This is a genomic window from Marmoricola endophyticus (assembly GCF_014644415.1).
GTDB lineage: Bacteria > Actinomycetota > Actinomycetes > Propionibacteriales > Nocardioidaceae > Marmoricola > Marmoricola endophyticus.
The window spans coordinates 3,034,449-3,060,896 of the sequence record NZ_BMKQ01000001.1 but is presented as its reverse complement, the minus strand read 5'-3'; the positions used below and the strand labels follow the sequence as shown (position 1 = coordinate 3,060,896).

Below are 26,448 nucleotides of genomic sequence, written 5' to 3'. Positions count from 1 at the left end.
AACCTAGGACCCGAGCTCGAAACGGCGCAGATGGGTCCACGGGCCGTCGTCGTAGCGCCACAGGTCCAGGCCGAGCGCGGTGACGTCGTACGCCCGGAAGTCCTCGCGGAGCTGCGCGAGCGTGGCCTTCGCCTCCGTCGGGTCGACCTTGTTCTGCACCGTGACGTGGGGCCGGAGCGGCTGACGGTCCTGTCGCGTGAGGCGCTCTTCCCAGCGCTGCTGCAGGTCCCGGTGCAGCGTCGCCAGTTCCTCGGACTCCAGGTCGTACGCGACCCCTCGCCCGAGCGACCTCACGCCGGCGACCCGGACGTCGAACGGTCGCCGCGCGGTCGCGGAGGCGAGGGCGGCCTCCACCTCCAGGTCCGCCGGCAGCGCGTGGAACAGCGTCACGTGCGCCCCGACGAGCAGCCGCTCGGCGGGGAAGTGCGCCCGGCGCACCTCGTCCCAGCGTGCCTGGGTCTCCTCGTCCACGGCGAGGCTGAGGATGCGCGGAGCGGACACGCCCCGTTCCTACCGCAGGTGCCCACGTCGCCGGGTCTCGACAGGCTCGATCACCTCGGCGGGCCGGCTGAGCCGAGGTGGTCGAGCCCGACCGAGCGCAGCGAGGGAGGACGTCGAGACCACCGGCACCGAGCACCGGCCACGCGGGAAGGATGCGGCGCGGGTGCGCGTTGGGCATGCTGACACCGAGCGATAGGAGTCCCCCGTGCTGTTCAGCCGTACCAAGTCCGAGCTGCCGACCGCAGAGAACGCCCTGAAGGGCCGACCCGACGCGTGGTTCAACCTCCGCGAGAAGCACGTCGTGCTGGACGCGCCGGTGGTGACCGACGAGGTCCCCGACGGCTACGAGGTGGCGCTGTTCGGGCTCGGCTGCTTCTGGGGCGCCGAGGAGATCTTCTGGCAGAAGCCGGGCGTGTGGTCCACCTCCGTCGGGTACGCCGGCGGCATCACGCCGCACCCGTCGTACGAGGAGGTCTGCACCGGGCGCACCGGGCACACCGAGGCCGTACGCGTCGTCTTCGACCCCACGAAGACCTCCTACGAGGAGCTGGTGGCGACGTTCTTCGAGGTCCACGACCCGACGCAGGGCATGCGCCAGGGCAACGACGTGGGCTCGCAGTACCGCTCCGCGATCTACTACGAGACGCCCCAGCAGGAGAAGGTCGCCCGCGAGGTCACCGAGCGGTACCAGAAGGTGCTGACCGAGCAGCGTCTCGGCGACATCACCACCGAGATCCGGCCCGCGAGCGAGACGCCGTACTACTACGCCGAGGACGTGCACCAGCAGTACCTCGCCAAGAACCCGTTCGGCTACCGCTGCCACGCCAACACCGGCGTGCGCGTGCCGCGCGCGTCCTGAGGCTTCGCATTGCCTGACGGAGCCCTCATCGTCCAGTCCGACAAGACGCTGCTGCTGGAGGTCGACCACCCGGACGCGGCCGACGCGCGCAAGGCGATCGCGCCGTTCGCGGAGCTCGAGCGCTCGCCGGAGCACGTGCACACGTACCGCCTGACGCCGCTCGGCCTGTGGAACGCCCGCGCTGCCGGCCACGACGCCGAGCAGGTGGTCGACGCGCTGCTCGACCACAGCCGGTACGCCGTCCCGCACGCGCTGCTCGTCGACGTCGCCGAGACGATGGCGCGCTACGGCCGGCTGAAGCTGGACAAGCACCCGACCCACGGCCTGGTCCTCTCCAGCACCGACCGGCCGGTGCTGGAGGAGGTGCTGCGCTCGAAGAAGGTCGCCGGGATGCTCGGCGAGCGTGTGGACGACGACGTCCCCGAGGTCGAGGGCGCGGTCGTCGTGCACCCGAGCCAGCGCGGCAATCTCAAGCAGGCGCTGCTCAAGCTCGGCTGGCCAGCGGAGGACTGGGCCGGGTACGTGGACGGCGAGGCGCACGCGATCTCGCTGGAGCAGACCGGCTGGGAGCTGCGCGACTACCAGCAGCAGGCGGCCGACTCGTTCTGGGAGGGCGGGTCCGGTGTCGTGGTCCTACCCTGCGGCGCGGGGAAGACCCTCGTCGGCGCGGCCGCGATGGCGCACGCGCAGGCGACGACGCTCATCCTCGTCACCAACACCGTCAGCGCGCGGCAGTGGAAGGACGAGCTCGTTCGTCGCACGAGCCTCACCGAGGACGAGATCGGCGAGTACTCCGGCGCCCGCAAGGAGATCCGGCCCGTCACCATCGCGACGTACCAGGTCCTCACGCTCAAGCGGAAGGGCGCCCACCCGCACCTGGAGCTGCTCGACGCCCGCGACTGGGGCCTGATCGTGTACGACGAGGTGCACCTGCTGCCGGCGCCGATCTTCCGGATGACCGCCGACCTGCAGGCCCGGCGCCGGATCGGCCTGACCGCGACCCTGGTGCGCGAGGACGGCCGCGAGGGCGACGTGTTCAGCCTGATCGGCCCGAAGCGGTTCGACGCGCCGTGGAAGGACATCGAGTCCCAGGGCTACATCGCGCCGGCCGACTGCGTCGAGGTGCGCGTGACGCTGCCCGAGGGTGAGCGGCTGGTGTACGCCACCGCAGAGCCCGACGAGCGCTACCGCCTCGCGGCGTGCACGTCGGCGAAGTCCCGGGTGGCCGAGGACCTCGTCGCGCGGCACCGTGGCGAGCCGACGCTGGTGATCGGGCAGTACATCGAGCAGCTCGACGAGCTCGGCGAGCACCTCGGCGCTCCCGTCATCAAGGGCGACACCAGCGTCAAGGAGCGGCAGCGCCTGTTCGACGCGTTCCGCACCGGTGAGATCGACCTGCTGGTCGTCTCCAAGGTCGCCAACTTCTCCGTCGACCTCCCCGAGGCGGCCGTCGCGATCCAGGTCTCGGGCTCGTTCGGCTCACGCCAGGAGGAGGCCCAGCGCCTGGGCCGCCTGCTGCGCCCGAAGGCCGACGGACGGACCGCTCGGTTCTACGCAGTCGTGTCTCGCGACACCGTCGACGCCGACTTCGCCCAGAACCGGCAGCGCTTCCTCGCCGAGCAGGGGTACGCGTACCGGATCGTCGACGCCGGCGACCTGGACACCCTCGACGCCTGACGAGCGGCCTCAGACGTACGGCCGGGTGATCAGCTCGAGGTAGTGCCCCGACGGGTCGAGCAGGTAGACCCCGCGGCCCCCGTGCTCGGTGTTGGTCTCGCCCGGCCTGGAGCGCTGCGGGTCGGCCCAGTGGTCGTGACCACGGGCGACGAGGTCGGCGTACGCCCGGTCGAAGTGGGCGTCCTCGAGAAGGAACGCCAGGTGCACCGGCGGGAAGTCGATCTGCGGGTCGGCGAACTGCAGCAGGACCCCGTCGTCGAGCAGCAGGTTGTGGAACGGCCCCCACGACGGGGCGTCGTGCGCCTCGAGGAGGCGACGGTAGAAGTCGGCGGAAGCGGCCGGGTCGGTGGCCGCGATGATGGTGTGGTTGAAGCGAGCGGACATGTGGTCTCCATGAGGTGTGGTGTCGAGCGGGCAGGGGCTCGACGTCATGGATGTCGAGATGCAATGAAGATTGACAGGCTTCGTGCTGGCTACTTTGACGAAGAGGCTTGGCGACCTCGAGGTCGTCAAAGTAGCCGGGAGAAGCGAGCCAGCAGCCTCGTTTGTCGCCCCCGTCCCGGTGACTGCACCCGGACGGGTCTTACGGTGACGCCCGACCCTCCGCGCGGCTCAGCAACCCGCTGAGCTGCTGCGGTGCCGGTGGTGGTTCGGGTCACGGAACCGTTCGAACATGCCAAGAGTCGACGTGTTGCGGTTAGGCGGGGTCGGGGCTCGTGAGCCGCCAAACTACGCGGGATCCCTTGAATCGCGGGTGCGCAATTCGCAGAGTCAGGGAGTCTCAGGCTCGCTTGGCGGGAACGCTGACTCCGGACGTGGTGCCGGGGGCCGCGATTTTTGCGATGGCCTCTGTGGCCTTCATGGTGACGCCCTTCGACGACGCGAGACCCGACTGGAGCCACAACCTTTCTACCGAGCCGACATTTGCGTCGCCGGGCAAGAACTTGAGTAGCAGTGCCATGACCACCCTGAACACCGGGACCACCAGTGCACTGCCGACCACGGCCCCGACGATGAGGCCCGGAGTGATCTCCCCAGACAGTTCCTGAGTCAGCAGGCCACCAGCCGTGACACACCCGCCGATGAAGACCACCCACCCGGTCAACCACAGCACGCCGAACGGGGTGACTCGTCGGGCCTCGTGCTCGACCCGTTCGCTCAGCTGGTCGAGTTCGGCCACTGTGACAGGCCTCGTCGTTGCAAAACTTTGAAACAGCTGCTGATGCGCCTCAGCCCCGCGCGAACGCTGCTGGATCACGGTGCCATCGCCCGTCACATGCCACTGAATCCGCCACGGAGGGTCTGAGTCGCCATTCCTCGCCACGTTCCATCTCACCCCAATCACGTCGACCGCGAAAGGCCCCCTAGCCTCGCTCTCAATCGGACCGCGCGGAAATCCTAGACGCTATTCCGCACGCGAGGTTCTGCCCTGCCATGGCGCCGCACACGCTCCGACCGACCATCCTGCAAAGGGGCGCTCTCCACCAAACGATCGTCAACCAAGACGCTGCAAGAGGGCGAGACCGCCGATCACGAAGAACCCAAGTCCTGGTGCACCGACGGCTGGGGTTCTCTTCCCGACAGGGGTGTCCGGTACGCCTCAGTCGACCGGACGATGACGTCAGCGGAACTTGGGAGCGCATGGCATTGGCTGGGTCTGGCCGGGCGCGGCGTCGAGCGGCACGACCACCCCGGTCTCCGTTCTTGACGCTTCGCGTGCGGCCCGGCTGCCAGGATCATGATCGTGACCATCGGACTTGAGATCGTGTCCGTGCGGACCTGGACCGACCGGGAGCTCGGGGCTGCCGTGGCCGCGGCGTGGTCTGCGCGAGGACTGCCCGAGCCCATTCTGACCGGGCGAGTCGCCACCGATCTCGTGTGCGAGGTCGGCACGGACGTCCTGCAACTGCAGGTCTTCGCTCCCCACCGGCGTACGACGCTCGCCGGGCCGCGGTGGGTCACCGCGATGGCCGTGGCGGCGTCCTCGTCCGGCGACCTGGTGGCCGCAGTGCTGGACGTTGCCGCGGACCTCGCCCGGCGCTGCGAGGGGCACGTGAGTGTCGACGGGGAGGTGGTGGAGCTCGACGGGGTGGCCGTACCCTCGGCCGAGGTTCAGACCTCGGCCCCGCCGGGGCCGAGCCCGGGAGCCGGGTCGCCGCCCTACCCGCCCGTGTTCGCGGCCGTCGTGCTCGACCTGTCGACCCCCGACGAGGAAGGGTGGCGCTCGTTGCTGGGTGCGCTGAGCCGCTGGACCGGCGGACGCGCGGACTGGATCCCGCGGTGGTGGCGGCCCGACGACGAGTGGGAGCCATTCGACCCCCAGGACGGGCCCCCGCCCTGGTGGCCGATGGAGGTCGACCTCTCCACGGGCGGAGGCACAGCCGAGTGGAGGATCACCGGAGCGGGTTTCCCGGCCGACATCTCCTCCCAGATCGATGTCGAGCTGCGCGTGCCCGTGGACACGTCCGCGGACCTGCTCGAAGATCTGGTGGGGCTGGAGGCCTGGCACCCGGTGTACGCGATGGTCCACCCCTGGCACGACGAGGAGCCGTTCCTGGTCGCAGGGCCGCGCCGGTACACCCCCGGCACGCCGCCGTCGCTGCTCCTGAGCGGGGAGCTGCTGACCGCGGGGTTGCCCAACCTCTACTGGGGCAACCTGATCGGTGAGCCGTGGGTGGGTGCGATCGGGCCCGAGCGGCTCGCGAGCGCCCCGGCGTACCGGGTCGAGGAGACGCCGGCCGGCTGCTGGGTGCTGCAGCTGACCGAGCGGCCCTCCGACGTCCTGACCGACTGGGCCGGCTTCAGCGCGCTTCGCGACCGGCTCAAGACTCACCTGGGCGCCGACCTGTTCCGCCAAGACGACGGATTCGAACGACGTGCCGCGCGCCCCCTGCCCCTGCCGACGCTGGACCAGCGGGGCCACGCCCAGGAATAAGACGGCGAACTGCGCCAACTCAATGCGATCAGAGATCTGTCGGCGCCATACCGTCGTGGATCCTCACGCCAATCGTGATCAGTTGGGGATCGCTTTACGGTCTGCACCGGCCCCCGACCCGGTCGACGAGCAGGGTTGATAACCATCGTTCTTGACCGCGACGTGGGCTTCTGATGGTGCGGTACGGGCTAGGCAGGATCGCGGAGAAATCCGAGCAATGCCTCGGCGAGTGCATGTGGTGCTTGCTCAGCCATGTGGTGACCACTCGGGATCGGCTGGCCGGTCACTGAGCGGGCCCAAGGGCGCCAGACCTCTAGGACGTCGCCGTAGAGGCTTTCCATGTCGTCCTCAGTCGACCAGCACACCAGCGTGGGGCACTGAAGCTGTCTGCCGGCTGCTCGGTCGGTGTCGTCGGCGGCGCGGTCGACCCCGAGGCCGGCTCGGTAGTCCTCGATCATCGCTTCGACAACCGCCGGGTTGCGGATCGCCGCGAGCATGTCTTGGTAGTTCTCCTCGCCCATCAACTCGACCCGCACCGAGCGTGCGCCGTACCACGCTTCAGGGTCGGCGTTGATCACGCGCTCTGGGATGTGCGGTTGGGCAAAGAAGAACCAGTGCCACCAAGCGGTCGCGAAGGTGGCGTCGGCGCGAGCCAGGGCCTCTCCGATGGGGATGCTGTCCAGCACCGCCAGTCGGGTGATCACCGTGGGGTGGTCCATCGCAGCCCTGAAGGCGACGTAGCTGCCGCGGTCGTGGCCTGCGATCGCAAATCGCGGGTGGCCCAGGCTGCTCGTCAAGGCGACGATGTCGTCTGCCATCGCGCGCTTCGAGGCTTGGCTGTGGTCCGGAAGGGGCGCCACAGTCGATGACTGGCCGTACCCGCGCAGGTCGGGACAGACCACCGTGAAACCCGCCGATGCCAGCATTGGGGCCACCAGGTGCCAGGTCGTGTGAGTGCGCGGGTGCCCGTGCACCAGGACCACCGGCGGGCCTGAGCCTCCCACCCGAGCTCTGATCCTCACGCCGTCAGCGACCTCGACGGCAACCAGCTCGAATCCCTCGAACACTCAGCCACTGTCTCAGGCGCAACGACCCAGGGGCAGATCTGACGGTTTCTGACCCTGCGCCTCTACCGGGTCGACGGCGCTGGCGAAGACCGTAGAGCGATCGCTATCTGGCGATACGCCAAGAGTGCAGGCCGTCCGAGCGCTTCGCTGTCGAGCTGCATGCCCGCGCGGCTTAGGTGCACCTTAGTTTGTGATGACGTAGGAATTTACAAACTGTCCTGCATCTCGACAATGGAGGTGAGCGGCCGCGACAGGGCCGCGTCCGGGTCACCCGTCGACCGGGTCGCCTTCCGGTGCGTGGCCTGAGCAGAGGCCGGGTCCGGTCGTCACGGGTCCGATCGTACGGCGGCGACGAAGGCCTCGACGACCGCAGGTCCGTCCGCTGCAACGACGACGTCGACCTCGCGACCGTCGGCGGACGGTACGAGCCGGTCGCCGACCATCCCCATCCGCACCGGCTCGACGGTGAACAGCTCGGGGTGCGCGAGCAGCACCACGGCTCCGGCGTCGCCGAGCAGGTGCGCGCGGCGTACGGCGAGCAGCTCACCGGCCAGGCACGCCGACGGTGCCCTCGCCCCGCGGAGCGCCTCGACCAGCGGCGCCGGGACGGCCACCGTCTCGAAGACGTCGATCGCGTAGATCGTGGTCGGCACCTCCCTGGCGAGCGCCGCCGCGGTGGCGCGCGGGTCGTGACCCACGTTGAACTCCGGCTCGCCCTCGACGACGAGCTCCCCGCCGACCATGACGAGACGCTCGACGTGCGGGTGGCCCAGCATCGCCGCGACGTTGGTCAGCGGCGCGCAGGCCACGAGCGACGCAGGACCCGCGCTCGCCAGCACCTCGACGGGCGCCGACGCCTCGGCGGGGCGCTGCGCGGGTGTGACCGGCACTCCGCCCAGCCCGTCGGTCCCGTGGTTCGTCGGCCCGACCCTCGCGCCAGATCCGGCGAGCGTCCGCCCCGCGCCGCGGACGACGGGTACGTCGACTCGCGCCTCCGCCGCGAGCACCGCGAGGGAGTTGGCGGCGGCCTGCTCGACCGGCACGTTCCCCACCACCGCCGATACGGCGCGCAGGTCCAGACGCGGCTCGTGCGACGCGTACAGGATCGCGAGGGCGTCGTCGATGCCGGTGTCGACGTCGAGGACGACCGGAACGGCCGGGACGCTCTCCGTGCTCACGTGCGCTCCCTTCCGGTCGTCGTCGGCAACGACGCGCCCACTCTCCCAGCACAGCCGGCGACGTTCGCGCCCCTCGGAGGGCTCATCATGGGCCGGAACGTCGACGGCTGCGTTCGAGCGCCGTCGGCAGGCGCCGGGCTCGTACGCCCGGCCGGGTGAGTCGCTTCCCACGGCGAAGTCGCGCTTCCCACGGCGTACCCACCATGGGGAGTGCGACCTCGTCGTGGTGAGCTGGTGAGCGTGTGACGGACGGGGCTACCGGAGGTCGGCAGCGGTCACCGGCTGCTCGATAGGCTCGACTCCCGCCGGTTCAGGGAGGAACTCGTGAGCTACCACGTCGTCACCGACAAGCGCGGCAGGCCGATCAGCGTCATCGTCAGCGTGGTGCTGGCGATCCTGACGGCGGGCTACTTCCTGCCGTGGATGATCTCGGCGCTGCGCGGCAAGCACAACGCGTGGGGCATCTTCTGGCTGAACTTCCTGCTCGGCTGGACCGTCATCGGCTGGGTCGCGGCGTTCGTGCTGTGCGTCCTGCCGCACCAGGCGGTCGCGTACCGGCGCTGAGGTCGCCATTCCTCTCACGGTCGACGGTCTCGACAGCCGTTCCTCGCTAGCGCTCGTCACTGCTCGACCACCGGTGGTTGCGGCCCGGCGAGCCCCTCACCACCGGTGGTTGTGGCCCGGCGAGCCCCTCACCACCGGTGGTCGCGGCCCGGCGAACCCCTCACCACCGGTGGTTCCGGCCCGGCGAACGCCGGTGGTTGCGGTCGGACGCCCACGCGTCAGGCGCGCCAGCCGGCGACCATGTCGGTCATCGAGTCGGTCAGGGCGGCCTGGAGGAGCGGGCCGAACGACACCCGGCCGACGCCGAGGCGGGCGTACCGCGCGAGGTCGTGCTTCACCGGGTGGGCCGTGATGTTGACGGGCACGTCGAGCGCGGAGACGACAGCGGAGATCAGGTCGTCGTCCTCGTGGATCAGCACCGGGTAGACGCTGTCCGCGCCCGCCTCGACCAGCCGCTGCAGCCGTGCGACGGCCTCGTCCAGCACGGAGGCGCGGTCCTCGACGGTCCCGAAGAGGTCGGTGCGCCCGTTGATCCACACGGGCACGCCGGCCGCCTCGGCAGCGGCCCGCAGCCCGGCGACGTACGCCGCGTGCTCCTCGACGCTGCGCAGCCGGCCTCCCTCCGAGTGCACCGTGTCCTCGATGTTCAGCCCGACGCCGCCGGCCTCGAGCAGCCCGTCGACGAGGACCTCCGGCGACTGGCCGTAGCCGGCCTCCAGGTCCACCGACACCGGGACGTCGACGGCGGCGACGATCGGCTTGACGGCCTCGACCACCTCCCGGAAGCTCTGGCCCTCGTGGTCGGCCGCGCCGCGGGAGTCGGCCAGCGGGTGGCTGCCGATCGTCAGCGCCTCGAAGCCGGCGTCGACGGCGGTACGGGCGCTCCACGCGTCCCACACCGTCGGCAGGACCAGCGGGGTGTGACGGGCGTGCAGGTCGGCGAGGGTACGAGCGCGGGTGGCGAGCTGGTCGTCGGTCATGTCGGGAGGAACCCGCCGGGAGGGTGTGAGCATTCCGGCCCCGGGTACATCGACGACGCGGCTTTGTCGGGCACTCGGCAGAGCCGCAACTTCTGCCCCGGCTCGACGCGCGGACCGGTGAGCCGGAAGAATGCGGTCAGGCTCCAATCCGGGGAGGGCACGGTGCCGAAGTCCCATCGAGGATCGAAGACAGATCGATCCCACACTGGCCGGACGAGGAGCAGGAGCACGATGACCCAGTTGCGTGCGGTGGACGACGGCGGGGTCGCCCCGTCACCGTCGAGCGCTCGCGCCGAGGAATCGGATCGTCTCGCCACGTTGCTGGGCCGCTCGGGGCGCGGCGACGAGGACGCGTTCGCCGAGCTGTACGACACGATGGCGCGCCGGCTGCACGGTCTCGCGCTGCGCGTCGTACGAGACCCGGCACAGGCAGAGGAGGTGACCCAGGAGGCGATGGTGGAGATCTGGCGACAGTCGTCGCGGTACGACCGCGCCCTGGGGAGCCCGACCTCGTGGATGATGACGATCACGCACCGGCGCGCGGTCGACCGCGTACGTTCTGCCGAGGCAGCGACCCGCCGCGACGCGACGTACCACGAGCAGAACCAGACGGTCGAGCACGACGAGACCGCCGAGGCGGTGGCCCGCAACCTCGAGGGGGCACGGGTGCGCCAGGCGCTGACCAGCCTGACCGAGACCCAGCGGGGGGCGGTGCAGCTGGCCTACTTCGGCGGCTACACCCACACCGAGGTGGCCGGGCTCCTCGGCATCCCGCTCGGCACGGCCAAGACCCGAATCCGCGACGGCCTGATCCGGCTGCGCGACGCCCTGGGGGTGGAGTCCTGATGAGCCCGAACAGCGGTGCCGACCTGCATGCCCTGACCGGTGCGTACGCCGTCGACGCGCTCGACGACCTCGAGCGGGTGCGCTTCGAGCGCCACCTCGACGAGTGCGCCGACTGCGCGGCCGAGGTGCTGAGCCTGCGCGAGGCGGCCGCCCTCGTCTCCCTCGACGAGTCCGCTCCCCTCCCGCCCCAGCTGCGGGACCGCGTGCTCTCGTCCGTGGCCGAGATCCGCCCGCTCCCCCCGGTCGCCCCGCACGAGGCCGTGCGCGACACGGCCCGCCGCTTCCCGCGGCTGGTCGCCGCCGTGGCGGCCGCGGTCATCCTCGTGGCCGGCGTCGGCATCGGCAACTGGCACCCCTGGGCACCCCAGCCGCCGTCAGAGGTCACGTCGGCCTCGCAGGTGCTCGACGCGGCGGACGCGCAGCACAGCACCGCCCGCATGCCGGGTGGCGGTCGCGCGACCGTGGTGCACTCGGCCAGCCTCGACCGCGTGGTGGTGATGACCGAGAACCTCCCGCAGGCACCGGCCGACCGGGTCTACGAGCTGTGGCTGCAGGACGCCAAGGGCGTCATGCGCCCCTCGGGCACCCTGTCCGGCGGCTCGGACACGACCGTCGTCCTGCGCGGCGCGGTGAAGGGCTCGACCGGCGTCGGGATCACCCTGGAGCCGGCCGGCGGCTCGCAGAAGCCGACCACCTCGCCGCTCGCGCTGTTCCCCCTCGCGCAGGCATGACCCGCCGCGTTGCCGTCGTCGGCAGCGGGGTCTCGGGCCTCGTGGCCGGCTGGGTGCTCAGCCGCGACCCCAGCACCCACGTCACGCTGTACGAGGCCGACGACCGGCTCGGCGGGCACGCCGACACCCACGAGGTGGCCGTCGGCGGCGGTCGTACCGTCCCCATCGACACCGGGTTCATCGTCCACAACGAGCGGACGTACCCCACACTCCTGCGGCTCTTCGACGAGCTCGGGGTGACGACCCAGGAGTCCGACATGTCGATGTCGGTCTCCGATCCCCGCTCCCTCGGCGGCTCCGGGCTGGAGTGGGCCGGGGCGCTCGGCACCGACGGGCTGTTCCCCGACCCGGCCAACCTCCGGAACCCGCGCTACCTGCGCATGCTGGTCGAGATCCCGCGCTTCCACCGGATGGCCAAGCGCCTGCTCGCCTCCCCCGAGGGCACCGCCGCCGACGAGGAGACACTCGACTCCTTCCTCACCCGCGGCCGGTTCACGGACTTCTTCCGCACCTACTTCATGACGCCCCTGGTCTCCGCGGTGTGGTCGACCGACCCGGACCACGCCCTCGCCTACCCCGCGCGCTACCTGTTCCGCTTCCTCGAGCACCACGGCATGCTGACCGTCTTCGGGTCGCCGACCTGGCGCACGGTCACCGGCGGCTCCCGGGAGTACGTCGACCGCGTGGCCAAGGCGTTCGACGAGGTCCTCCTCTCGACCCCTGTCTCCGGCGTCCGCGAGGTCGAGGACGGCGTCGAGGTCACCGCCGCCGGCGAGACGACGACGTACGACGCCGTCGTCGTGGCCACCCACTCCGAGCAGGCGCTCGCCGTGCTCGAGGGCGCACCCGGCGGCGCGAGTGCGCTGCAGCGCGAGGTGCTGGGCGCGATGCACTACGAGCCCAACGTCGCGCAGCTGCACACCGACACCTCGCTGATGCCGGTGGCGCGCAAGGCGTGGGCCTCGTGGAACTACCAGTGCCGCGGTGGCGTCGGCCGCGCGGCCGGCGCCGACAGCAGCGTCGTGGTGACCTACGACCTGTCCCGGCTGATGCGGGTGCCCGCCATCCCCGGCGACGAGCGCCGGTTCCTCGTCACGCTCAACGCCGAGGAGCTGGTCGACCCCGCCACGGTGATCGCCACCCGCCACTACGCGCACCCGATCTACGACCCCTCGTCGGTGGCGGCGCAGCGCCGGCTGCCCGAGCTGTCGACGGACCGGCTGGCGTTCGCGGGGGCGTACCACGGGTGGGGCTTCCACGAGGACGGCGCGCTGTCCGGGCGGACGGCGGCCGAGCGGGTCGGCGGCGTCTGGTCGACCCCGGACCGCGAGGAGCACCCCCGACCCACCACGACGCCGCGGCTCTACGAGACGAGCATCGGACACACCCGCACGGCCCCGCTGCGCAACCAGTTCCGCTACCGCTCGCACACCTGGCTGGTCGACGTCGACGACCTCCCGCGCTACTCCGGCGCCTTCGGGCCGCTGCTGCGCCGGCTCTCGCAGTTCCGGTCCGCCGACCACGTGGGCGACCCCCGCCACAGCATCCGGGAGAACATCGAGGCGGTGCTGACCGACCACGGTGTCGAGATGCCCTCGCGCGCCGACGGCGGCCGGATCCTGATGCTCGCGCACGCGCGCACGCTGGGCTACGTCTTCAACCCGATCTCCGTGTTCTGGTGCCACCGCGCCGACCACAGCCTCGCGGCGGTGGTCGTCGAGGTCCACAACACGTACGGCGGCCGGCACGCGTACGTCGTGCACCCCGACGAGCGCGGCAACGCGCGGGTGGCCAAGGAGCTGTACGTCTCCCCGTTCAACGACACCAGCGGCGAGTACGCCGTGTCCGTCCCGGTCCCGGGTGACGAGCTGTCCGTCACGGTCACCCTGCACCGCGAGGACCAGCCGCCCTTCGTGGCGACCATGAGGGGCACCGCCGCCAAGGCCGACACCCGAGGGGTGCTGCGCGCGTCGCTGCGCCACCCCCTCGTCCCCCTGCTGGGTGCGGCCCGGATCCGCGTGCAGGGAGTCATGCTCTGGCTGCGCGGCCTGTCCGTGCAGCCCCGACCGAGCGGTCACGAGACCGATCTGACGCACCACCGCACCACCCGGAGGCACGACCGATGACCCTCGCCGACGTACCGGCACCCCAGCCGATCGACACCGTCCGCTGGCCGGACCTCGCTCCCGCGCGCGCCAACCTGCGCACCCGCGTGGAGACCGCGGCGGCCCGCACGCTCTTCCGGGGTGCGGTGAGCCGGCTCCCCGTCCGGGTCCACCTGCCGGACGGGACGACGTACGGCGCGGGCGGCCCCGGCAGCCCCGAGATGACGGTCCACGACCCCGAGGCCTTCTTCGGCCGCGTGGGGGCGGACAAGCTGATCGGCTTCGGCGAGTCCTACATGGCCGGGCACTGGGACTCCCCCGACCTGGGCGCGTTCCTCACCGTGCTGGCGAGCCGGATCTCCACACTGGTCCCGAAGCCGCTGCAGGCGCTGCGCTCCGCGGTCGTCGCCCGGCACCCCGCCGACGAGCGCAACGAGGTGGGCAACACCCGAAGCAACATCGCGCGCCACTACGACCTGTCCAACGACATGTTCGCGACGTTCCTCGACGACACGATGACCTACAGCTCCGCGCTGTACGCCGCGCCCGACGCGGCGGCCCGTACGACCCGCGGGCGTACGGCGGTGGCCACCGCGCCCGCGCCGGGCTCGCCGGTCGCCGCCGACCTCGTCGAGGCGCAGCAGCGCAAGATCGACCGGCTGCTGGACCAGGCCGGCGTCGGCGTCGGCAGCCGCGTCCTGGAGATCGGCACGGGCTGGGGCGAGCTGTGCATCCGCGCCGCCGCCCGGGGCGCCACGGTCCGGTCGGTCACGCTCTCCAGCGAGCAGAAGGCGCTGGCCGAGGCCCGGGTGGACGAGGCGGGCCTCTCCGCGGCGGTCACCATCGACCTGTGCGACTACCGCGAGGTCACCGGCGAGTACGACGCCGTGCTCAGCGTGGAGATGATCGAGGCGGTCGGCCTGGACTTCCTGCCGTCGTACTTCGACAAGATCGACGAGGTCCTCGCCCCCGGCGGCCGGGCCGCGATCCAGGCGATCGTGATGCCGCACGACCGGATGCTGGCCACGAGGAACACCTACACCTGGGTGCACAAGTACATCTTCCCCGGCGGCTTCCTCCCCTCGGTCGAGCTGCTCGAGCAGACGGTCACCGACCGCACCCGGCTGCGGGTGACCGACCGGCTCTCGATGGGCCTGCACTACGCCGAGACCCTGCGGCTGTGGGACGAGGCCTTCCTCGCCTCGCGCGAGGAGGTGCACGGTCTCGGCTTCGACTCGGTCTTCGACCGGATGTGGCACTTCTACCTGGAGTACTCCCGCGCCGGCTTCGCGGCGTCGTACATCGACGTCCAGCAGCTGACCTTCGCCCGCCCGGACGAGACCGTCCACGAGACCACCGCAGGAGCCTCGGCATGACCGCCACGCTCGACACCGCTGCGACCACCCCGGCCGGTGGGGGCGTCGCCGCACGCCTCGAGGAGGCGCTGCGGCCCTTCGTCGGCGGCGACCTGCCCGTCCGGCTGACCGCGTGGGACGGCTCGCAGGCCGGGCCGCTCGACGCACCGAAGGTGACGCTGCGGACCCCCGACGTCCTCCGACGACTGCTGTGGCACCCGGGCGAGCTCGGGGCCGCGCAGGCGTACGTCACCGGAGAGATCGACGTCGAGGGCGACCTCGACGAGGCCCTGACCCACGTGTGGGGGGTGGTCCGCGAGCGCAACCTCTCCGGCGTGCGCCCGACACCGGCCACCCTCGCCACCCTGGTCCGGGCGGCGAAGGACCTCGGCGCGCTCGGACTCCCCGTCCCTGCCCCCGACAGCCAGGCCCAGATCAAGGGCCGGCTGCACTCCCTGGCTCGCGACCGCAGGTCGATCAGCCACCACTACGACTTCTCCAACGAGTTCTACTCGGCGATCCTCGACGACCACATGGCGTACTCCTCGGGCTACTACACCCGCCCGGACATGACGCTGGAGGAGGCGCAAGCGGCCAAGCTGGACATGGTCTGCCGCAAGGTCGGCCTGCAGCCGGGGATGCGCTTCCTCGACGTCGGCTGCGGCTGGGGCTCGCTCTCGCTGTACGCCGCCGAGCACTTCGGCGCCCAGGTCACCGGCGTCACGATCGCGGCCGAGCAGAAGAAGTTCATCGACGAGCGCATCAAGGAGCGCGGCCTCGAGGGCAAGGTCGAGATCCGGCTGCAGGACTACCGCGACGTGCAGGACGGCCCGTACGACGCCGTCGCCTCGATCGAGATGGGCGAGCACGTCGGCCAGGGCAACTACCCGACGTACGTCGACGTGCTGCGCCGCAACCTCAAGCCGCACGGCCGGGTGCTCATCCAGCAGATGTCGCGCCGCGGCCGGCACCCCGGCGGCGGCCCGTTCATCGAGTCCTTCATCGCCCCGGACATGTGGATGCGCCCGGTGGGAGAGACCGTCGAGTTCTTCGAGGCGGGCGGGCTCGAGGTCCGCGACGTGCACATGATGCGTGAGCACTACGTCGACACCGTCCGCGACTGGCTGGTGAAGTTCGAGGCCGCGGCCGACCGGCTGCGCGACCTGGTCGGCGAGGAGCAGCTGCGGGTCTGGCGGATCTACCTCGTCGGCGGCGCGATGTCGTTCCGCGACGGGCGGATGGGGGTCGACCAGATCCTCGCGGTGCGCAACGACGAGGCCGGCCACTCCGGCATGCCCCGCACCCGCGACCTGTGACGCCTAGGGCGTGTCTCTCGATTCTGGCCGTCCGCTGAACGTCGTCCAGCGCAGGCGATGGCACCTCCGGGGTCCCCGCAGGAGCGCGAGCGCAGCGAGCGCTCTCGTGGGTGGTGGCTTGGCGCGGGAGCGATGGCGGGCCGGGGCCCGGCGAGCTCTCGCAACGCAGCCAGCGTGCGTGAGGGGCGACGGGCAGCAGGCCACGAACGGAGAGGCATGCCCTCGACCGATGTGGCGCGTGGAGGACTTTGGCAGGCTGACGCCATGACGTGGGTCGTGGTGCTGGTCAGTGCGCTGGCCGTCGTGGTGATGATGGCGGCGACAGCGGCGTGGGCGCGGAGCAGCGACCGGTGGGCCGTGGTCGACACGACCTGGGGTCTCGGGTTCGGCGTGATCGCGGTGCTGGCTGCGCTCGTCGGCGACGGCGACGTCCTGCGGCGGGTCCTGCTGCTGGCGCTCCCCGCGATCTGGGCGGGGCGCCTTGCCTCGCACATCATCGGCCGGGCGAAGGGCCAGGGTGAGGACCCGCGCTACCAGAAGCTGCGCGACGAGGGCAACGGCCTGGTACGCCGGGTGCTGCTCCCCCAGGGTGTCGCGATGTTCGTGGTCTCGCTGCCGATCCAGATCGGTGTGGGCTCCGACCGCGACGTCACCTGGCTGGCTTGGGCCGGGGTCGTCGTCTGGGCCGTCGGGCTGGCCTTCGAGACCGTCGGCGACCGCCAGCTCGCCGCCTTCAAGGCCGACCCGGACAACAAGGGCAAGGTCATGGACAAGGGTCTGTGGGGCTGGACCCGGCACCCGAACTACTTCGGCGACGCCACCATGTGGTGGGGCGTGTGGATCGTCGCCGCCGACTCCGGCTGGGCCGGCGTCGCCACGATCGTCGGGCCGCTGGCGATGACGTACTTCATCCGCAACGTCACCGGCGCCAAGCTGCTGGAGCAGACGATGAGCAGGCGCGAGGGCTGGGACGACTACGCGCGGCGCACGAACCTGTTCTTCCCGATGCCCCCGCGGAGGGGCTGAGGGCCCTCCCGCTCTCGACGGTCGCCGTCAGCCGACTCTCGCGTGCAGCGCCTCGGAGAGCACCCGGGCCAGGAAGGCCTCACCGGCGGGGATGATCCCGAACCGGTTGTTGGTCGTGTGGACGTAGTTGGCCAGGATCCGCGAGTAGTCCACCCCGCCGACGACCGGGACGTCCCCGTCGCCGGTGTCCAGCTCGTCGGCTCGAGCCCGCGCCGCACGGTAGAGGTCGCGGACCACGTCGTCCCTGGTGCCGTCCCAGGCCTCGTCGACCAGCTCGTCGACCTGCCCGCGCATCTGCGCGCTCAGCCGCTGCCACGACTCGGCCTGCCCGTCGGGGACGTAGCCGCTCCACCACGACTCGTACCACTCGAGGAACCGGCCGGCCTCGGCCTGGCCGAGGCCCGACGCCGACAGGCCCACCAGCGTGCAGCGCATGGCCTCCCCGAGCGGCGGTGTCCGCGCGTACGTCTCGCGCGAGGCCAGCACGTCCAGGACCACGCGCGAGGTGGCACAGAAGACCTGCTCGGCCAGGTCGATCCCCTCCGGCCCGCCGTACTTGGCGTACTCGGGGGCGTACGACTCGCGCACCACGTCCCCCGGGCTGCGCCCGGCGCCCGGCGACTCGCCCTCGGCCGATGCCAACTGCTTCTGCATGTCCAGCTCGTAGCCGTACTCCACGCGCTGCTCCTCGGTCAGCTCGGGGATCCGGTCGCCCAGGGCGCGGGCGAAGACGTCGGCCGTCGCCTCGTCGGTGTGCAGGCGCAGCCGCAGGTGCGGTCCCCCCTGCCAGTACCGCAGGAAGAAGAACCGCGCCGACTCGGCGGTGTCCACCAGCTCCGTCACCTGCTCGCGCAGGAACGCGGACTGCACCGTGTGCGGGAGGTAGACGTGGAACGCGTGCCAGCGCTCGGCCTGCTCAGGACTGGTTGAGCTCAACGAAGTACTCCTCTGCGGCGGCGGGGCCGTGCGGCGACCGGTAGTCGGCGACGGCGGGAAGGCACTCGCGGACCACGACCAGCACGCCCTCGCGCGAGGCGGCGGTCCGGGCGAAGCTCCGCACCAGGAACGGGTTCCGGAAGTCGACGTACATCGGCTTGTGGACGCTGGCGCGGTGCAGGTGGGCGGAGTCCGTCGTGGCGTCGGCGCCGGGCACGCGCCGGCCGGTGAGGGCGGCGTACTCCTGGGGAGTCTGGCAGGTCACGAAGCACTGCTGCGGGAGCCCGAGCTCGCGGCGCCAGACGTCGAAACCGAGCAGGTCCTCCGGCTCGCCGCGGCTGAGCGTCTCCAGGCTCGGCACGGCCGTCGCGGGGAAGCGCCAGGCCCTGCGGTCCGCGACCACGTCGTCGACGACGAGCCGCGGGGAGGGCTCCTCCGGGCCGCACGCGAGGAGGTCGTCGAGGGGGTTCCACGGGTACCGCGTGGTCGGGCTCAGTGCCTCGAGGACCTGGTAGAGGGCGGGTACGCCGACCGGGATGAGGAAGTTCATCGGCACCAGGTCGACCGGGTCGCCGGACCCCGCCTCGCGCAGGTGCAGGCTCCCGGACTCGTCGTCGAGCTCGACGTCGAGGTCGCTCAGGGCGTGGCGCCGGTCGGGTTCGGGCCCTCCCCACGCCCCGGGGTAGTCGACCATCGCGTCGGTCAGGAACGGGTGGAGGTTGAAGTTGAACCCGAGCACCGCGTTGAGGTCCGCCTGGCCGGGCGCCGTCCTCCTCAGGTGGGCCCTGATCCGCTCGCGCAGCGTCCAGGCCGGGTCGGTGCTGCGCTCCACGAACGAGGCGAACCGCGAGAAGTACACACCGTGGCCCGAGAGCACCCCGTTGACGACGACCTGCGGGCGCGGTTCGTCGTTCGTGAGCTGGACGCGGAAGGTCACCGACCCCGGCTGCACCGCCCGCGGCACGCGGTCGCAGATCTCTCGGAGACGATCGGACCCGAGACGCGCCGTGCCGTCCTCGACGTGGAGGCTGGAGCGCAGCTGCGCGAACGCGGCCGTACGGTCGGCCGCGAAGCGCTGCGCCGAGCTCGACCGGACACCGTCGAGGACGGCGCGCTGCTCGTCGGGGTCGAGCTCGGTGAAGCGTGCGAACAGGTCGAGGAACGGCACGGTGGTGGCGTCCGGGAAGCACGACCGTGCGAAGTCGTAGAGCCCCAGCCGCCGCACCTGCCCCTGGTCCGCGATCCCCGCCAGCCGGCTCAGCGCGCCCAGGGCGGGCAGCGACCCGGACACCGCGTCCCCGTCCCACCCCCGGGGCCCGCCGGCCGTCCAGGTGTCCTCGAAGAGCGGCGAGCGCATCGTCGACTCCGGGGGTACGTCCACCTGGCTCACCGCAGCGATGTCGCGGATCGCGCTCAGCGAGTCCGCGATCAGCTCGCCGCGCGACTGCGCGTCCGCCTGCCCGAACGAGTCCTGGGCGTGCCGCAGGCGCTGGAAGGACTCGGCGATGGCCGTCGTCTCCGGGGTGCCGGCCGCGGCCAGGAAGCGGCCGAGCCGCTCGTCGTACCCGGGGTCCAGCTCGTCGAACCCCGGCCGGTAGAAGAGCAGGCCGATGTTGATGAGGACGCGGATCATCCTCTCGCTGGCCTCGGGCTGCCCCGTGGCCTCGACCAGCGCGTCGCGCAGCGTGGCCGTCGGGCAGCTGCCACCGTCGAGCGTGGCGAGGACCAGGCGGGTCGCCGGGTCCAGCTTGAGGCGTACGACACCCTCGGAGCCACCGAACCCGGAGTCGCTGCCCTTCGGGTCGACGCCGACGAAGCGGACCGCGTCCTCCTCGACCCGCAGGCTGGAGTTGAGCAGCAGGTAGCCCTGCCGCATCCCGTCGGGGGTCCGCTGCGCGACACCGACCATCCAGTTCAGCAGCAGCCTGTTGAGAGTCACCGTCGACTCGGTCCGGTCCGTGGCCGTCGTCGGGGAGTCGGGGTCGAAGGCCCCGGTCTCGGTGAACCGCCCGAAGGGCGAGGGCTTCATCGCTGCGCGGTACGCGAAGTTCACGAACGACGACTCGTGGATGCGCAGCTTGCTCGGCTTCCCGTCCCGCGGCGCCCGGACGAACCGCTGCAGGCTGCGGTAGAGCTGGTCGCCCGAGAGCTGGATGCTCATGGCCATCGAGTCGTGCTCGAAGATGGCGGCGAAGTCGCCACGGGCGGCGTCCTGCTCGGCGCCGAGGAGCCGGACCACCTCCTCCCGGTCCTGCGAGGCGGCGCGCTGCTCCTCCAGCCACCGGCCGACCCGCGCGGACAGGTCCGGCCCGAGCAGGTCGCCCGCGTCCTCCGTGCGCCGGACGACGCGGTCGACCCGACCGTTGAAGAGGTCGCGGCGCAGGGACACCAGGTCCGCGCGGCGATCGTCGCGCGCGTCCTCCACGAGCTCGCCGACCCGGTCGGCGAGCTCCTCGCGGAGCTCGCGCGCACGCCGGTCCCGCCGCTCCCACTCGTCGTGAGCCCGCCAGGTCGACGGGCAGTCCATCGCGGCGAGGGTCGAGAGCGGCAGCCGGGCGCGGCGGAAGACCGCGTACGGGCTGAGCTCGTCGCGGTCGCGGCCGGGGATCACGTCGGTCATGCACACTCCAGGCTGGTCGGTCGGGGACGGGGACGGGGACGTACGTCAGGGGAAGGGGTGCGGCGGCTGGTCCTCCGGCGTCCTGCCGCTGAGCCGGGACCGCAGGCCGGGGACGGGCTCGTGCAGCCGGGGCAGCCCGTGCAGGCGCCGCTGGTCGTGGCCGAAGGTCATCGGCAGGAAGCCCGGCACGAACGACCGGACACAGCTGAGTCCTCGCCACTCCAGCTCGGCGGTCGTCACCTCCGTCGCGTACACCTCGCTGCCGTGGTCCTCGAGGCGTCCGACGAGGTCCTCGAGCGCGGCGGTGACGGTGGGGTGCCGGGGCCGTCGCGCCTCGAGCGCGGCCAGGTCGACGCGCTCGCGGTCCTCGCCGGTGAGGAAGTCGTACCAGGGGCGCGAGGAGGCCAGCGCCCCCAGCAGGCTGTGGTCGTGCATCGTGCGGACCCGGTTGTGGTCCTCGGCGAGGCTCGCCGCGTGCGGCAGGTCGTCGGCGAAGCCGTGGGTGACCGCCATGGAGATCGCGGCCACCTCGAGGACGGCGGAGCGTGCCGCCGCGCGCGGCGACAGGCTCGCGCCCGCGGAGACGAAGGTCGCCGGTCCGGTCTCGGCATCGCGACCGGCCAGGGCGACCACGACGGGCACGCCCTCCTCCATCGCCGCCCACAGCAGGCGGACCCGGAAACCGGTGACCACCTCGTACCGGTCGACGAGCACGGCGAGGTCGTCCTCGCCGGTCTCGATCTCGAGCTCGGGCAGCGCCAGGCGTTGGTGCCAGGTGCGCAGGAAGGCGTCACGCTCGACGACCTCCAGCACGCCGTGCAGCGCGGCCTCCTCGGGTGTCGAGCCGAGGGCGAACCCGTTGGAGGTGTCGTAGAAGAGCGGCTTCCGTCCGGCGGGGACGGCGTTCCAGGCCACCGCCATCTCGGGCACCCACCGCCGTGAGCCGCGGCCGAGCGGGGTCAGTGGCAGCCAGCGCACCTGCTCGTCGGGCGCGAGGGGGGCGTACGCACCGGCGGCGTACTGCTCCGGCGCGGGCGCTCCGAGCAGGGCCGGGTCCAGCGCCGCCTCGCCCAGCTCCGACAGGCTGGCCACGGTCGCCGCAGTCCCCGCAGCGCCCTGCAGGGCCGCGAAGCGCTCGAGCCCCTCGAGCACAGCGACACGCCGGCTCGAGGCGAAGTCCTCGGTTCGTCCGATCCCGGGCTCCTCGCCGCCGTCGGGCAGGGGTACACCGACCTGCACCGCCGGGACGGGTCCGTCGATGTCGAGCCGTGCCGGGGTGAACATCGTGGTGGCGCCGACGTAGGCGCTCTCCAGGTCCGGTGCCGGGCCGGCGCCCCCGCGCAGACCGTCGCCGGCGATCGCCAGGCGGGCCTCGTCCACCGTCGCAGACAGTCGCCCCGACGAGGCCTGCCCGGTGTGCCCGCACGCCGTGGCCGGCGGCACCAGGGCCCACCGGACGCCGAGCGGCCGACGACGCACGACCGCCACCGATCCCTCGGGCCGGGTCTCCAGCTCGTCGGTGACGGCGTCGAGCAGCGCAGCGAGCGCCGGGTCATCGGTCTCGGGCGCCTCGGGACCGCCGACCGTCCCGTCCAGGTCTCGGGTGTCCGACGCTCGGCTGCCCGGCACCTGCTGGCGGTGGAGGAACCAGCGCAGGCAGTCGGGGCACCCGGCCCCGACCGACGGGGCGGCGCGCATCACCAGGAGGTCCGATCGCCACGCGACGACGGCAGTGGTCAGCTCAGGCACACCAGCACCACCTGGTCCGTCGGGAACGGCAGCCGGTCGCGCGCGGCCACCGGGCGGTGGGCCGGTCGCAGGACCGTGGACCACACGTCGTCCCACGACGCCGCCTGCGGAGGCACCACGACCGGCGACGAGCGATCGGCGAGAAGGGTGAGCAGGGCGGAGATCCGGGCCTCGTCGGGGCACAGCCCGACCCCGCGCACCTCCTGGCCTCCCAGGTGTCCGTGCACGACGGCGAGGCCGCGACGGCGTACGGCCACCCCCCAGCGCGGCGCGTGCCCGGTCAGGTGCTCGGCGGCCCGCTCGACGAACGAGCAGTAGCGGCCGCAGTCACCACCGGCGTGGTCCGGACCTGCGGAGCGCTCCGGCCCGGCAGGGTCCGTGCCGTCGGCCGGCAGGTCGCGGACCTGTCGTACGAGCGCACGGTAGACCGCCTCGTCGAGACTCCACCCCGCCGCGGTGGTGCCGTCCTGGCCTCGGGCGGACGCGGCGACCAGCTCGACAGCGGCGAGTGCCGCCTCGTGGCGGGCCTCGCGAGAGGTGACGGCCACGGAGGTGACCCGGCCCCGCGTCCAGTGTCGGCGCTCCTGCTCCCCCGTCTCACGCAGCACCTCCCCCACGACCCGACCGAGGGGCACCTGGGCGAGGTCCGCCTCGTCCAGGCGCAGCAGCGGGCCCAGCTGCGGGTCCACCCAGCTCGCCGTCCGGTCGGCGAGCCGGTCGAAGCCGAGGTCGTCGCGGACCTCACCGGGCGCGACAGCGAGCGGGCGCGGCGGCAGCACCGGCGGCGAGCCCGTCGTCGTCCTAGGCACGCGCCCGCACCTGCACCCCTGGCCCGACCACGCCCGGTGGCGATCGACACGGACGTCGGCGTGCACGGACGCGACGGGGTCCGCGAGCACCGACGCGTCGCCCGGCGCGGCGAGCAGGGCGTGCACCGCGTCGGCGATCACGGCCGCGACCAGAGGTCCGTCCACCGGCGGCGCCGTCGTCCCGTCGTCCGGTGCGGCCCGCGCCAGGCAGGGCCAGCACGCGGGGCTCGCGCCGGTGCTCGGCGCGACCCAGACCGCGTCGCCCAGGGTGCCCGCGACGACCTGCCGCCACGCGGGCGGGCCGAGGAGTGGCGGGGGCGTCGCGCCGGGTTCCACCTCAGGGTCGAGATCCACGACCACCGCGGTGCTCGGGTCGGTGTGCGAGAGCGCCTCGTGGAGCGCGCCACGGTCCGCGAGCTCCTGGACGGTCGGCCCCTGCAGCGCGTACGACCCCAGCGCCCGGCGCAGTGCGGCGCGGGCGGACGCCGGGCCGACGAGCAGGACCGCTCCCGTCACGATCCGGCCCAGTGCGGCTGCGGGGTCACGGTGCCGCTGCGCCAGGTCCGCGACGAGGCGGCCGGCGCCGGGTCCGTACCGCTCCACGAGCTCACCGACCGGGAGTGCGAGGTCGACGACGTACCCGCGCTCGGCGAGGACGTCGAGCAGCCGCGCGCGCACCTCGCGCCCGGCTCCTGCGGCGTCGAGCAGGTCCTCCGCCGAGCGCGACCCGTCCAGACCCGTCATCAGATCGGCCAGCACGCGGTGGACCCCGGCCCCGCCGACGGTGAACGAGCTGTCCGCCGTGCCGAGCCACGCCCCCGACGCGGTCGGCACGAGCGTGACGTCGGAGCGCAGCAGGGGCCAGGAGAGGCCGGCATCGGAGGGGGCGGTCGTCACTGCGCGCTCTGCGCGTCCTGCGCCGCCTCCGCGGGGAGCGCGTAGGTCGTCGACAGGACGGGGTGCCTGGTCACGCCGTCCGCGCGGGTCAGGTGCCGTGCCGCCGCGGGGATGAACCCGCCGAAGATGGTGCCGACGAGCCCGCCGGCCTGCATCGTGAAGTTGAGGTCGTAGAGCAGGGCTGCACCGCGGGTCGTGAGGAGGCGGTAGCCGTGCGCACCGGCCGACACGTCGCCTCGAGCGAGGGGGGCGTAGACGGTGGCGATCCCGGCGGCGGTCGCGAACTCCCGCTGGCCACCCAGCTCCTCGAGGTCCGTGAACCGCCGGTCGTCGGCGATCCGCTCGCAACCGTCGCGGTGCACGCGGTAGACGCCTCTCGGCAGGTCGCTGGAGCGCTGGGCGAAGACCATCAGCTCCAGCGGGCCGGTCCGCTCGTCCTGCTGCCAGGCCGCGGAGTCCCGCTGCAGCGCCGCACGGCCCAGCGCGAGGACCGTGCCGGTGGCGACCGGCCGGGGTGCGTACTGCAGCGTGGAGTGGCGCGACCCCAGCGTGGCGGCGTAGTCGACGTCGTCCGTCGCGGCCTCGACCGGCACCGGCACCGCTCCCGGGAGCTCGACGGCCGCGCCGGCGCCGGTGACCGCGACGTCCACGGTGCCGTCCCAGGCGGCCAGCAGCCGCCGCATGGTGGTCAGGTCGTTGCGCACGGTGCCTCCAGCCTGAGCACGCCCTCGACGGGCTCCTCCATCGGATCGGTGCCGAGGTACTCGCTCAGCGCGTCGTCGTCCCACGACGTGAGCACCTCGCACCGCAGCCCACGGTGGTCGGCGTGCCTGCGCAGGGCGCTGATCGTGCACCCGGTGTCGAGCAGCGAGAGCTTCAGCCCGAAGGTGCCGTACTTCGCGACGACCTTGCGCAGGTTCCCGGTGAGGACCACGAGCGTCCCCCGGTGCCCGTCGGGCACGTCGTCGCGCAGCCCGGCCAGCTGGTGGGTGGACTCCAGGAAGGCGTGCACCCCGACTGGGAGGCCGGCGGAACCGTCGGAGACGACGTACGCCGTGACGGTCCCGATGTTGCCGGCGGCGGCCGTCCAGCGCTTGACGCTCCCGTCCGGTCGGGTCTGCTTGATGCCCAGCCCGACGTGCAGGGCGAGCGCGAGCTCGTCGAGGGACCAGTCGGACTCCTCGTCCTCGTGGGAGAGCAGCGAGAGGTCCGGGCCGGGGAGGTCGGTCGTCGGCGCGGACGCCCAGGCCCGGAAGGACGACTGCAGCGCGATGTTGGCGGTGAAGTAGTGGGCCATGTGGCCCTTGGCGTCGAGGAAGCGCCGGGGCGGCATCGCGACCGAGGCCTCGAAGACCGCGCCCGGGCCGGCGTCTCCCACGGACCCCGCGGTGGGCGGCGTCGTGGAGCAGCGCGGGCAGCCGGGCCGCGTGACCGGGGGGAGGTACGTCGTCGTGAGCTGCTCACCGTCCACGATCGCGACGTCGAGCGGCAGGTGCGAGATGGTCGCCCGCGAGACCAGGGCACACAGGTGGTGCACGGCGAGCCCCGCCGCCAGCTCCGGCGTCGCGTCGGCGACCGGCTCGAGGGGTGCGGGGTCGACCGTGTGGGTGGCGCACTCCCAGCACGGCGTGAACGACGGGTCGACGTACGGCCCGACCAGCACCCGCGCGCCAGTCAGGGTGACGACCAGCAGAGGACGCCCGTCGCGCCAGCAGGCCTCTTGGACCGTGTCGAGTGCCGCTTCGGAGGCCGCGGTACGGACGTAGAGCACGAGCGTCGCCCCGCCCACGTCATCGCTCGTCGGGCAGAGGTCGTCGACCAGGGGCCGCACGAGCGAGGTCAGCGCGGGGTCACCGAGGACGCAGACCGTCGTGCTCTCCAGCCGCTGTGCCGCCTCGGTCCAGGAGTGGTTGGTGGCCGTGGCGTTCCCCAGCCGCGACAGCATCGTGCGCATCGGCTCGTCCAGCCGGGGCTCGACCGGGCGCTCAGGAGCCTCCTCCACGGCGCCGATCGCCCACAGGACCGCCAGCGCGGAGTCGAGTGCGGTGGGGTCCAGGCCCGTCTCCCGCGACAGGTCGGCGTGGTTCCTGCTCCCGTCCAGCAGCGCGACCAGGCCGGGCAGGTGCGTCGAGGCGAAGGCCCCGGAGAGCTGCTGGGACCGGTCGGCACCCTCGAGGAGCATCCCCTCGGGGACCTCGCGGAGCCGGACCCCGCGCCGGACCACCGGCCGCGCGGGCACGAACACCTGCAGGTCGCGGTTGACCGCGCGTCCCAGGGTCGCGGCCCTCATCTCGGTG

22 protein-coding genes are annotated in these 26,448 nt (G+C 72.4%); 10 read left to right on the top strand and 12 right to left on the bottom strand.

The window, feature by feature from the left end:
• Positions 1-3: 3 nt before the first annotated feature.
• A complete protein-coding gene (locus IEX42_RS15010; protein WP_188780496.1) occupies positions 4-501 on the bottom strand; it encodes a 2'-5' RNA ligase family protein in 498 nt (165 codons plus the stop codon).
• 205 nt (positions 502-706) lie between these two features.
• On the opposite strand from IEX42_RS15010, the gene msrA reads away from it, so the two are divergent.
• Both msrA and IEX42_RS15000 read left to right on the top strand, forming a co-directional pair.
• Complete coding sequence (gene msrA, locus IEX42_RS15005; RefSeq protein WP_188780495.1) at positions 707-1,360, top strand: peptide-methionine (S)-S-oxide reductase MsrA; 654 nt, start codon at positions 707-709, stop codon at positions 1,358-1,360.
• 9 nt (positions 1,361-1,369) lie between these two features.
• Positions 1,370-3,037, top strand: a complete 1,668-nt coding sequence (locus IEX42_RS15000) for a DNA repair helicase XPB (protein WP_188780494.1) — start codon at positions 1,370-1,372, stop codon at positions 3,035-3,037.
• Between the two features lie 9 nt (positions 3,038-3,046).
• Here the strand turns inward: IEX42_RS15000 and IEX42_RS14995 are convergent, their stop codons facing one another.
• Both IEX42_RS14995 and IEX42_RS14990 read right to left on the bottom strand, forming a co-directional pair.
• Entirely contained in the window at positions 3,047-3,421 is a 375-nt protein-coding gene (locus tag IEX42_RS14995) for a VOC family protein (protein ID WP_188780493.1), read from the bottom strand.
• Between the two features lie 397 nt (positions 3,422-3,818).
• A complete protein-coding gene (locus IEX42_RS14990; protein ID WP_188780492.1) occupies positions 3,819-4,295 on the bottom strand; it encodes a hypothetical protein in 477 nt (158 codons plus the stop codon).
• Positions 4,296-4,781: 486 nt separating this feature from the next.
• Between IEX42_RS14990 and IEX42_RS14985 the strand changes: the two genes are divergently transcribed.
• Positions 4,782-5,972: a hypothetical protein gene (locus IEX42_RS14985; RefSeq protein ID WP_188780491.1), complete on the top strand. Its 1,191-nt coding sequence runs from the start codon at positions 4,782-4,784 to the stop codon at positions 5,970-5,972.
• A 188-nt stretch (positions 5,973-6,160) separates the two neighbouring features.
• On the opposite strand, the gene IEX42_RS14980 is transcribed toward IEX42_RS14985, so the two are convergent.
• The gene (locus IEX42_RS14980) at positions 6,161-7,039 is read right to left on the bottom strand and encodes an alpha/beta fold hydrolase (protein ID WP_188780490.1); all 879 of its coding nucleotides are present in this window, start codon (positions 7,037-7,039) and stop codon (positions 6,161-6,163) included.
• Positions 7,040-7,365: 326 nt separating this feature from the next.
• Positions 7,366-8,217 carry a nucleoside hydrolase gene (locus tag IEX42_RS14975; RefSeq protein ID WP_188780489.1) on the bottom strand — a complete coding sequence of 284 codons (852 nt, stop codon included), beginning with the start codon at positions 8,215-8,217 and terminating at the stop codon, positions 7,366-7,368.
• A 324-nt stretch (positions 8,218-8,541) separates the two neighbouring features.
• On the opposite strand from IEX42_RS14975, the gene IEX42_RS18210 reads away from it, so the two are divergent.
• Positions 8,542-8,781: a superinfection immunity protein gene (locus IEX42_RS18210; protein ID WP_229660894.1), complete on the top strand. Its 240-nt coding sequence runs from the start codon at positions 8,542-8,544 to the stop codon at positions 8,779-8,781.
• A 218-nt stretch (positions 8,782-8,999) separates the two neighbouring features.
• Here IEX42_RS18210 and IEX42_RS14965 read toward each other — a convergent pair whose 3' ends face one another.
• The gene (locus IEX42_RS14965) at positions 9,000-9,761 is read right to left on the bottom strand and encodes an isocitrate lyase/PEP mutase family protein (RefSeq protein WP_188780488.1); all 762 of its coding nucleotides are present in this window, start codon (positions 9,759-9,761) and stop codon (positions 9,000-9,002) included.
• A gap of 231 nt (positions 9,762-9,992) precedes the next feature.
• On the opposite strand from IEX42_RS14965, the gene sigK reads away from it, so the two are divergent.
• The 6 genes from sigK (at position 9,993) to IEX42_RS14935 (ending at position 17,140) form a co-directional block, all read left to right on the top strand.
• Positions 9,993-10,607 (top strand): ECF RNA polymerase sigma factor SigK, encoded by a 615-nt coding sequence (gene sigK, locus IEX42_RS14960; protein ID WP_188780487.1) that lies wholly within the window; start codon positions 9,993-9,995, stop codon positions 10,605-10,607.
• Positions 10,607-11,338 carry an anti-sigma factor gene (locus IEX42_RS14955; protein ID WP_188780486.1) on the top strand — a complete coding sequence of 244 codons (732 nt, stop codon included), beginning with the start codon at positions 10,607-10,609 and terminating at the stop codon, positions 11,336-11,338. The genes sigK and IEX42_RS14955 overlap by 1 nt, the downstream gene beginning before the upstream one ends.
• The gene (locus IEX42_RS14950; protein WP_188780485.1) at positions 11,335-13,464 is read left to right on the top strand and encodes an FAD-dependent oxidoreductase; all 2,130 of its coding nucleotides are present in this window, start codon (positions 11,335-11,337) and stop codon (positions 13,462-13,464) included. The genes IEX42_RS14955 and IEX42_RS14950 overlap by 4 nt, the downstream gene beginning before the upstream one ends.
• Positions 13,461-14,819 (top strand): SAM-dependent methyltransferase, encoded by a 1,359-nt coding sequence (locus IEX42_RS14945; protein ID WP_188780484.1) that lies wholly within the window; start codon positions 13,461-13,463, stop codon positions 14,817-14,819. The genes IEX42_RS14950 and IEX42_RS14945 overlap by 4 nt, the downstream gene beginning before the upstream one ends.
• Positions 14,816-16,114, top strand: a complete 1,299-nt coding sequence (locus IEX42_RS14940; RefSeq protein WP_188780483.1) for an SAM-dependent methyltransferase — start codon at positions 14,816-14,818, stop codon at positions 16,112-16,114. The genes IEX42_RS14945 and IEX42_RS14940 overlap by 4 nt, the downstream gene beginning before the upstream one ends.
• A 264-nt stretch (positions 16,115-16,378) precedes the next feature.
• The gene (locus IEX42_RS14935; RefSeq protein WP_188780482.1) at positions 16,379-17,140 is read left to right on the top strand and encodes a DUF1295 domain-containing protein; all 762 of its coding nucleotides are present in this window, start codon (positions 16,379-16,381) and stop codon (positions 17,138-17,140) included.
• A 27-nt stretch (positions 17,141-17,167) separates the two neighbouring features.
• Here the strand turns inward: IEX42_RS14935 and IEX42_RS14930 are convergent, their stop codons facing one another.
• From IEX42_RS14930 to IEX42_RS14905, 6 genes are read right to left on the bottom strand one after another with little or no spacing between them, the layout of a single operon-like run.
• Entirely contained in the window at positions 17,168-18,076 is a 909-nt protein-coding gene (locus tag IEX42_RS14930) for a thiopeptide-type bacteriocin biosynthesis protein (RefSeq protein WP_188780481.1), read from the bottom strand.
• A complete protein-coding gene (locus tag IEX42_RS14925; protein ID WP_188780480.1) occupies positions 18,057-20,696 on the bottom strand; it encodes a lantibiotic dehydratase in 2,640 nt (879 codons plus the stop codon). Before IEX42_RS14925 ends, IEX42_RS14930 begins: the two co-directional genes overlap by 20 nt.
• Positions 20,697-20,741: 45 nt before the next feature.
• Entirely contained in the window at positions 20,742-22,445 is a 1,704-nt protein-coding gene (locus tag IEX42_RS14920) for a YcaO-like family protein (protein WP_188780479.1), read from the bottom strand.
• Positions 22,433-24,151 (bottom strand): hypothetical protein, encoded by a 1,719-nt coding sequence (locus IEX42_RS14915; protein WP_188780478.1) that lies wholly within the window; start codon positions 24,149-24,151, stop codon positions 22,433-22,435. Before IEX42_RS14915 ends, IEX42_RS14920 begins: the two co-directional genes overlap by 13 nt.
• The gene (locus IEX42_RS14910; protein WP_188780477.1) at positions 24,148-24,855 is read right to left on the bottom strand and encodes a tpaF; all 708 of its coding nucleotides are present in this window, start codon (positions 24,853-24,855) and stop codon (positions 24,148-24,150) included. Before IEX42_RS14910 ends, IEX42_RS14915 begins: the two co-directional genes overlap by 4 nt.
• Positions 24,840-26,441 (bottom strand): tpaE, encoded by a 1,602-nt coding sequence (locus IEX42_RS14905; RefSeq protein ID WP_188780476.1) that lies wholly within the window; start codon positions 26,439-26,441, stop codon positions 24,840-24,842. Before IEX42_RS14905 ends, IEX42_RS14910 begins: the two co-directional genes overlap by 16 nt.
• Positions 26,442-26,448 lie beyond the last annotated feature (7 nt).

Bases quoted from the DNA above. Each gene is read 5' to 3' on its own strand.
- IEX42_RS14950 (WP_188780485.1), top strand. From the start codon at position 11,335: ATGACCCGCCGCGTTGCCGTCGTCGGCAGCGGGGTCTCGGGCCTCGTG.
- IEX42_RS14955 (WP_188780486.1), top strand. From the start codon at position 10,607: ATGAGCCCGAACAGCGGTGCCGACCTGCATGCCCTGACCGGTGCGTAC.
- IEX42_RS14935 (WP_188780482.1), top strand. From the start codon at position 16,379: ATGACGTGGGTCGTGGTGCTGGTCAGTGCGCTGGCCGTCGTGGTGATG.
- IEX42_RS14940 (WP_188780483.1), top strand. From the start codon at position 14,816: ATGACCGCCACGCTCGACACCGCTGCGACCACCCCGGCCGGTGGGGGC.
- sigK (WP_188780487.1), top strand. From the start codon at position 9,993: ATGACCCAGTTGCGTGCGGTGGACGACGGCGGGGTCGCCCCGTCACCG.
- IEX42_RS14925 (WP_188780480.1), bottom strand. From the start codon at position 20,696: ATGACCGACGTGATCCCCGGCCGCGACCGCGACGAGCTCAGCCCGTAC.
- IEX42_RS14965 (WP_188780488.1), bottom strand. From the start codon at position 9,761: ATGACCGACGACCAGCTCGCCACCCGCGCTCGTACCCTCGCCGACCTG.
- IEX42_RS14995 (WP_188780493.1), bottom strand. From the start codon at position 3,421: ATGTCCGCTCGCTTCAACCACACCATCATCGCGGCCACCGACCCGGCC.
- IEX42_RS14945 (WP_188780484.1), top strand. From the start codon at position 13,461: ATGACCCTCGCCGACGTACCGGCACCCCAGCCGATCGACACCGTCCGC.
- IEX42_RS14905 (WP_188780476.1), bottom strand. From the start codon at position 26,441: ATGAGGGCCGCGACCCTGGGACGCGCGGTCAACCGCGACCTGCAGGTG.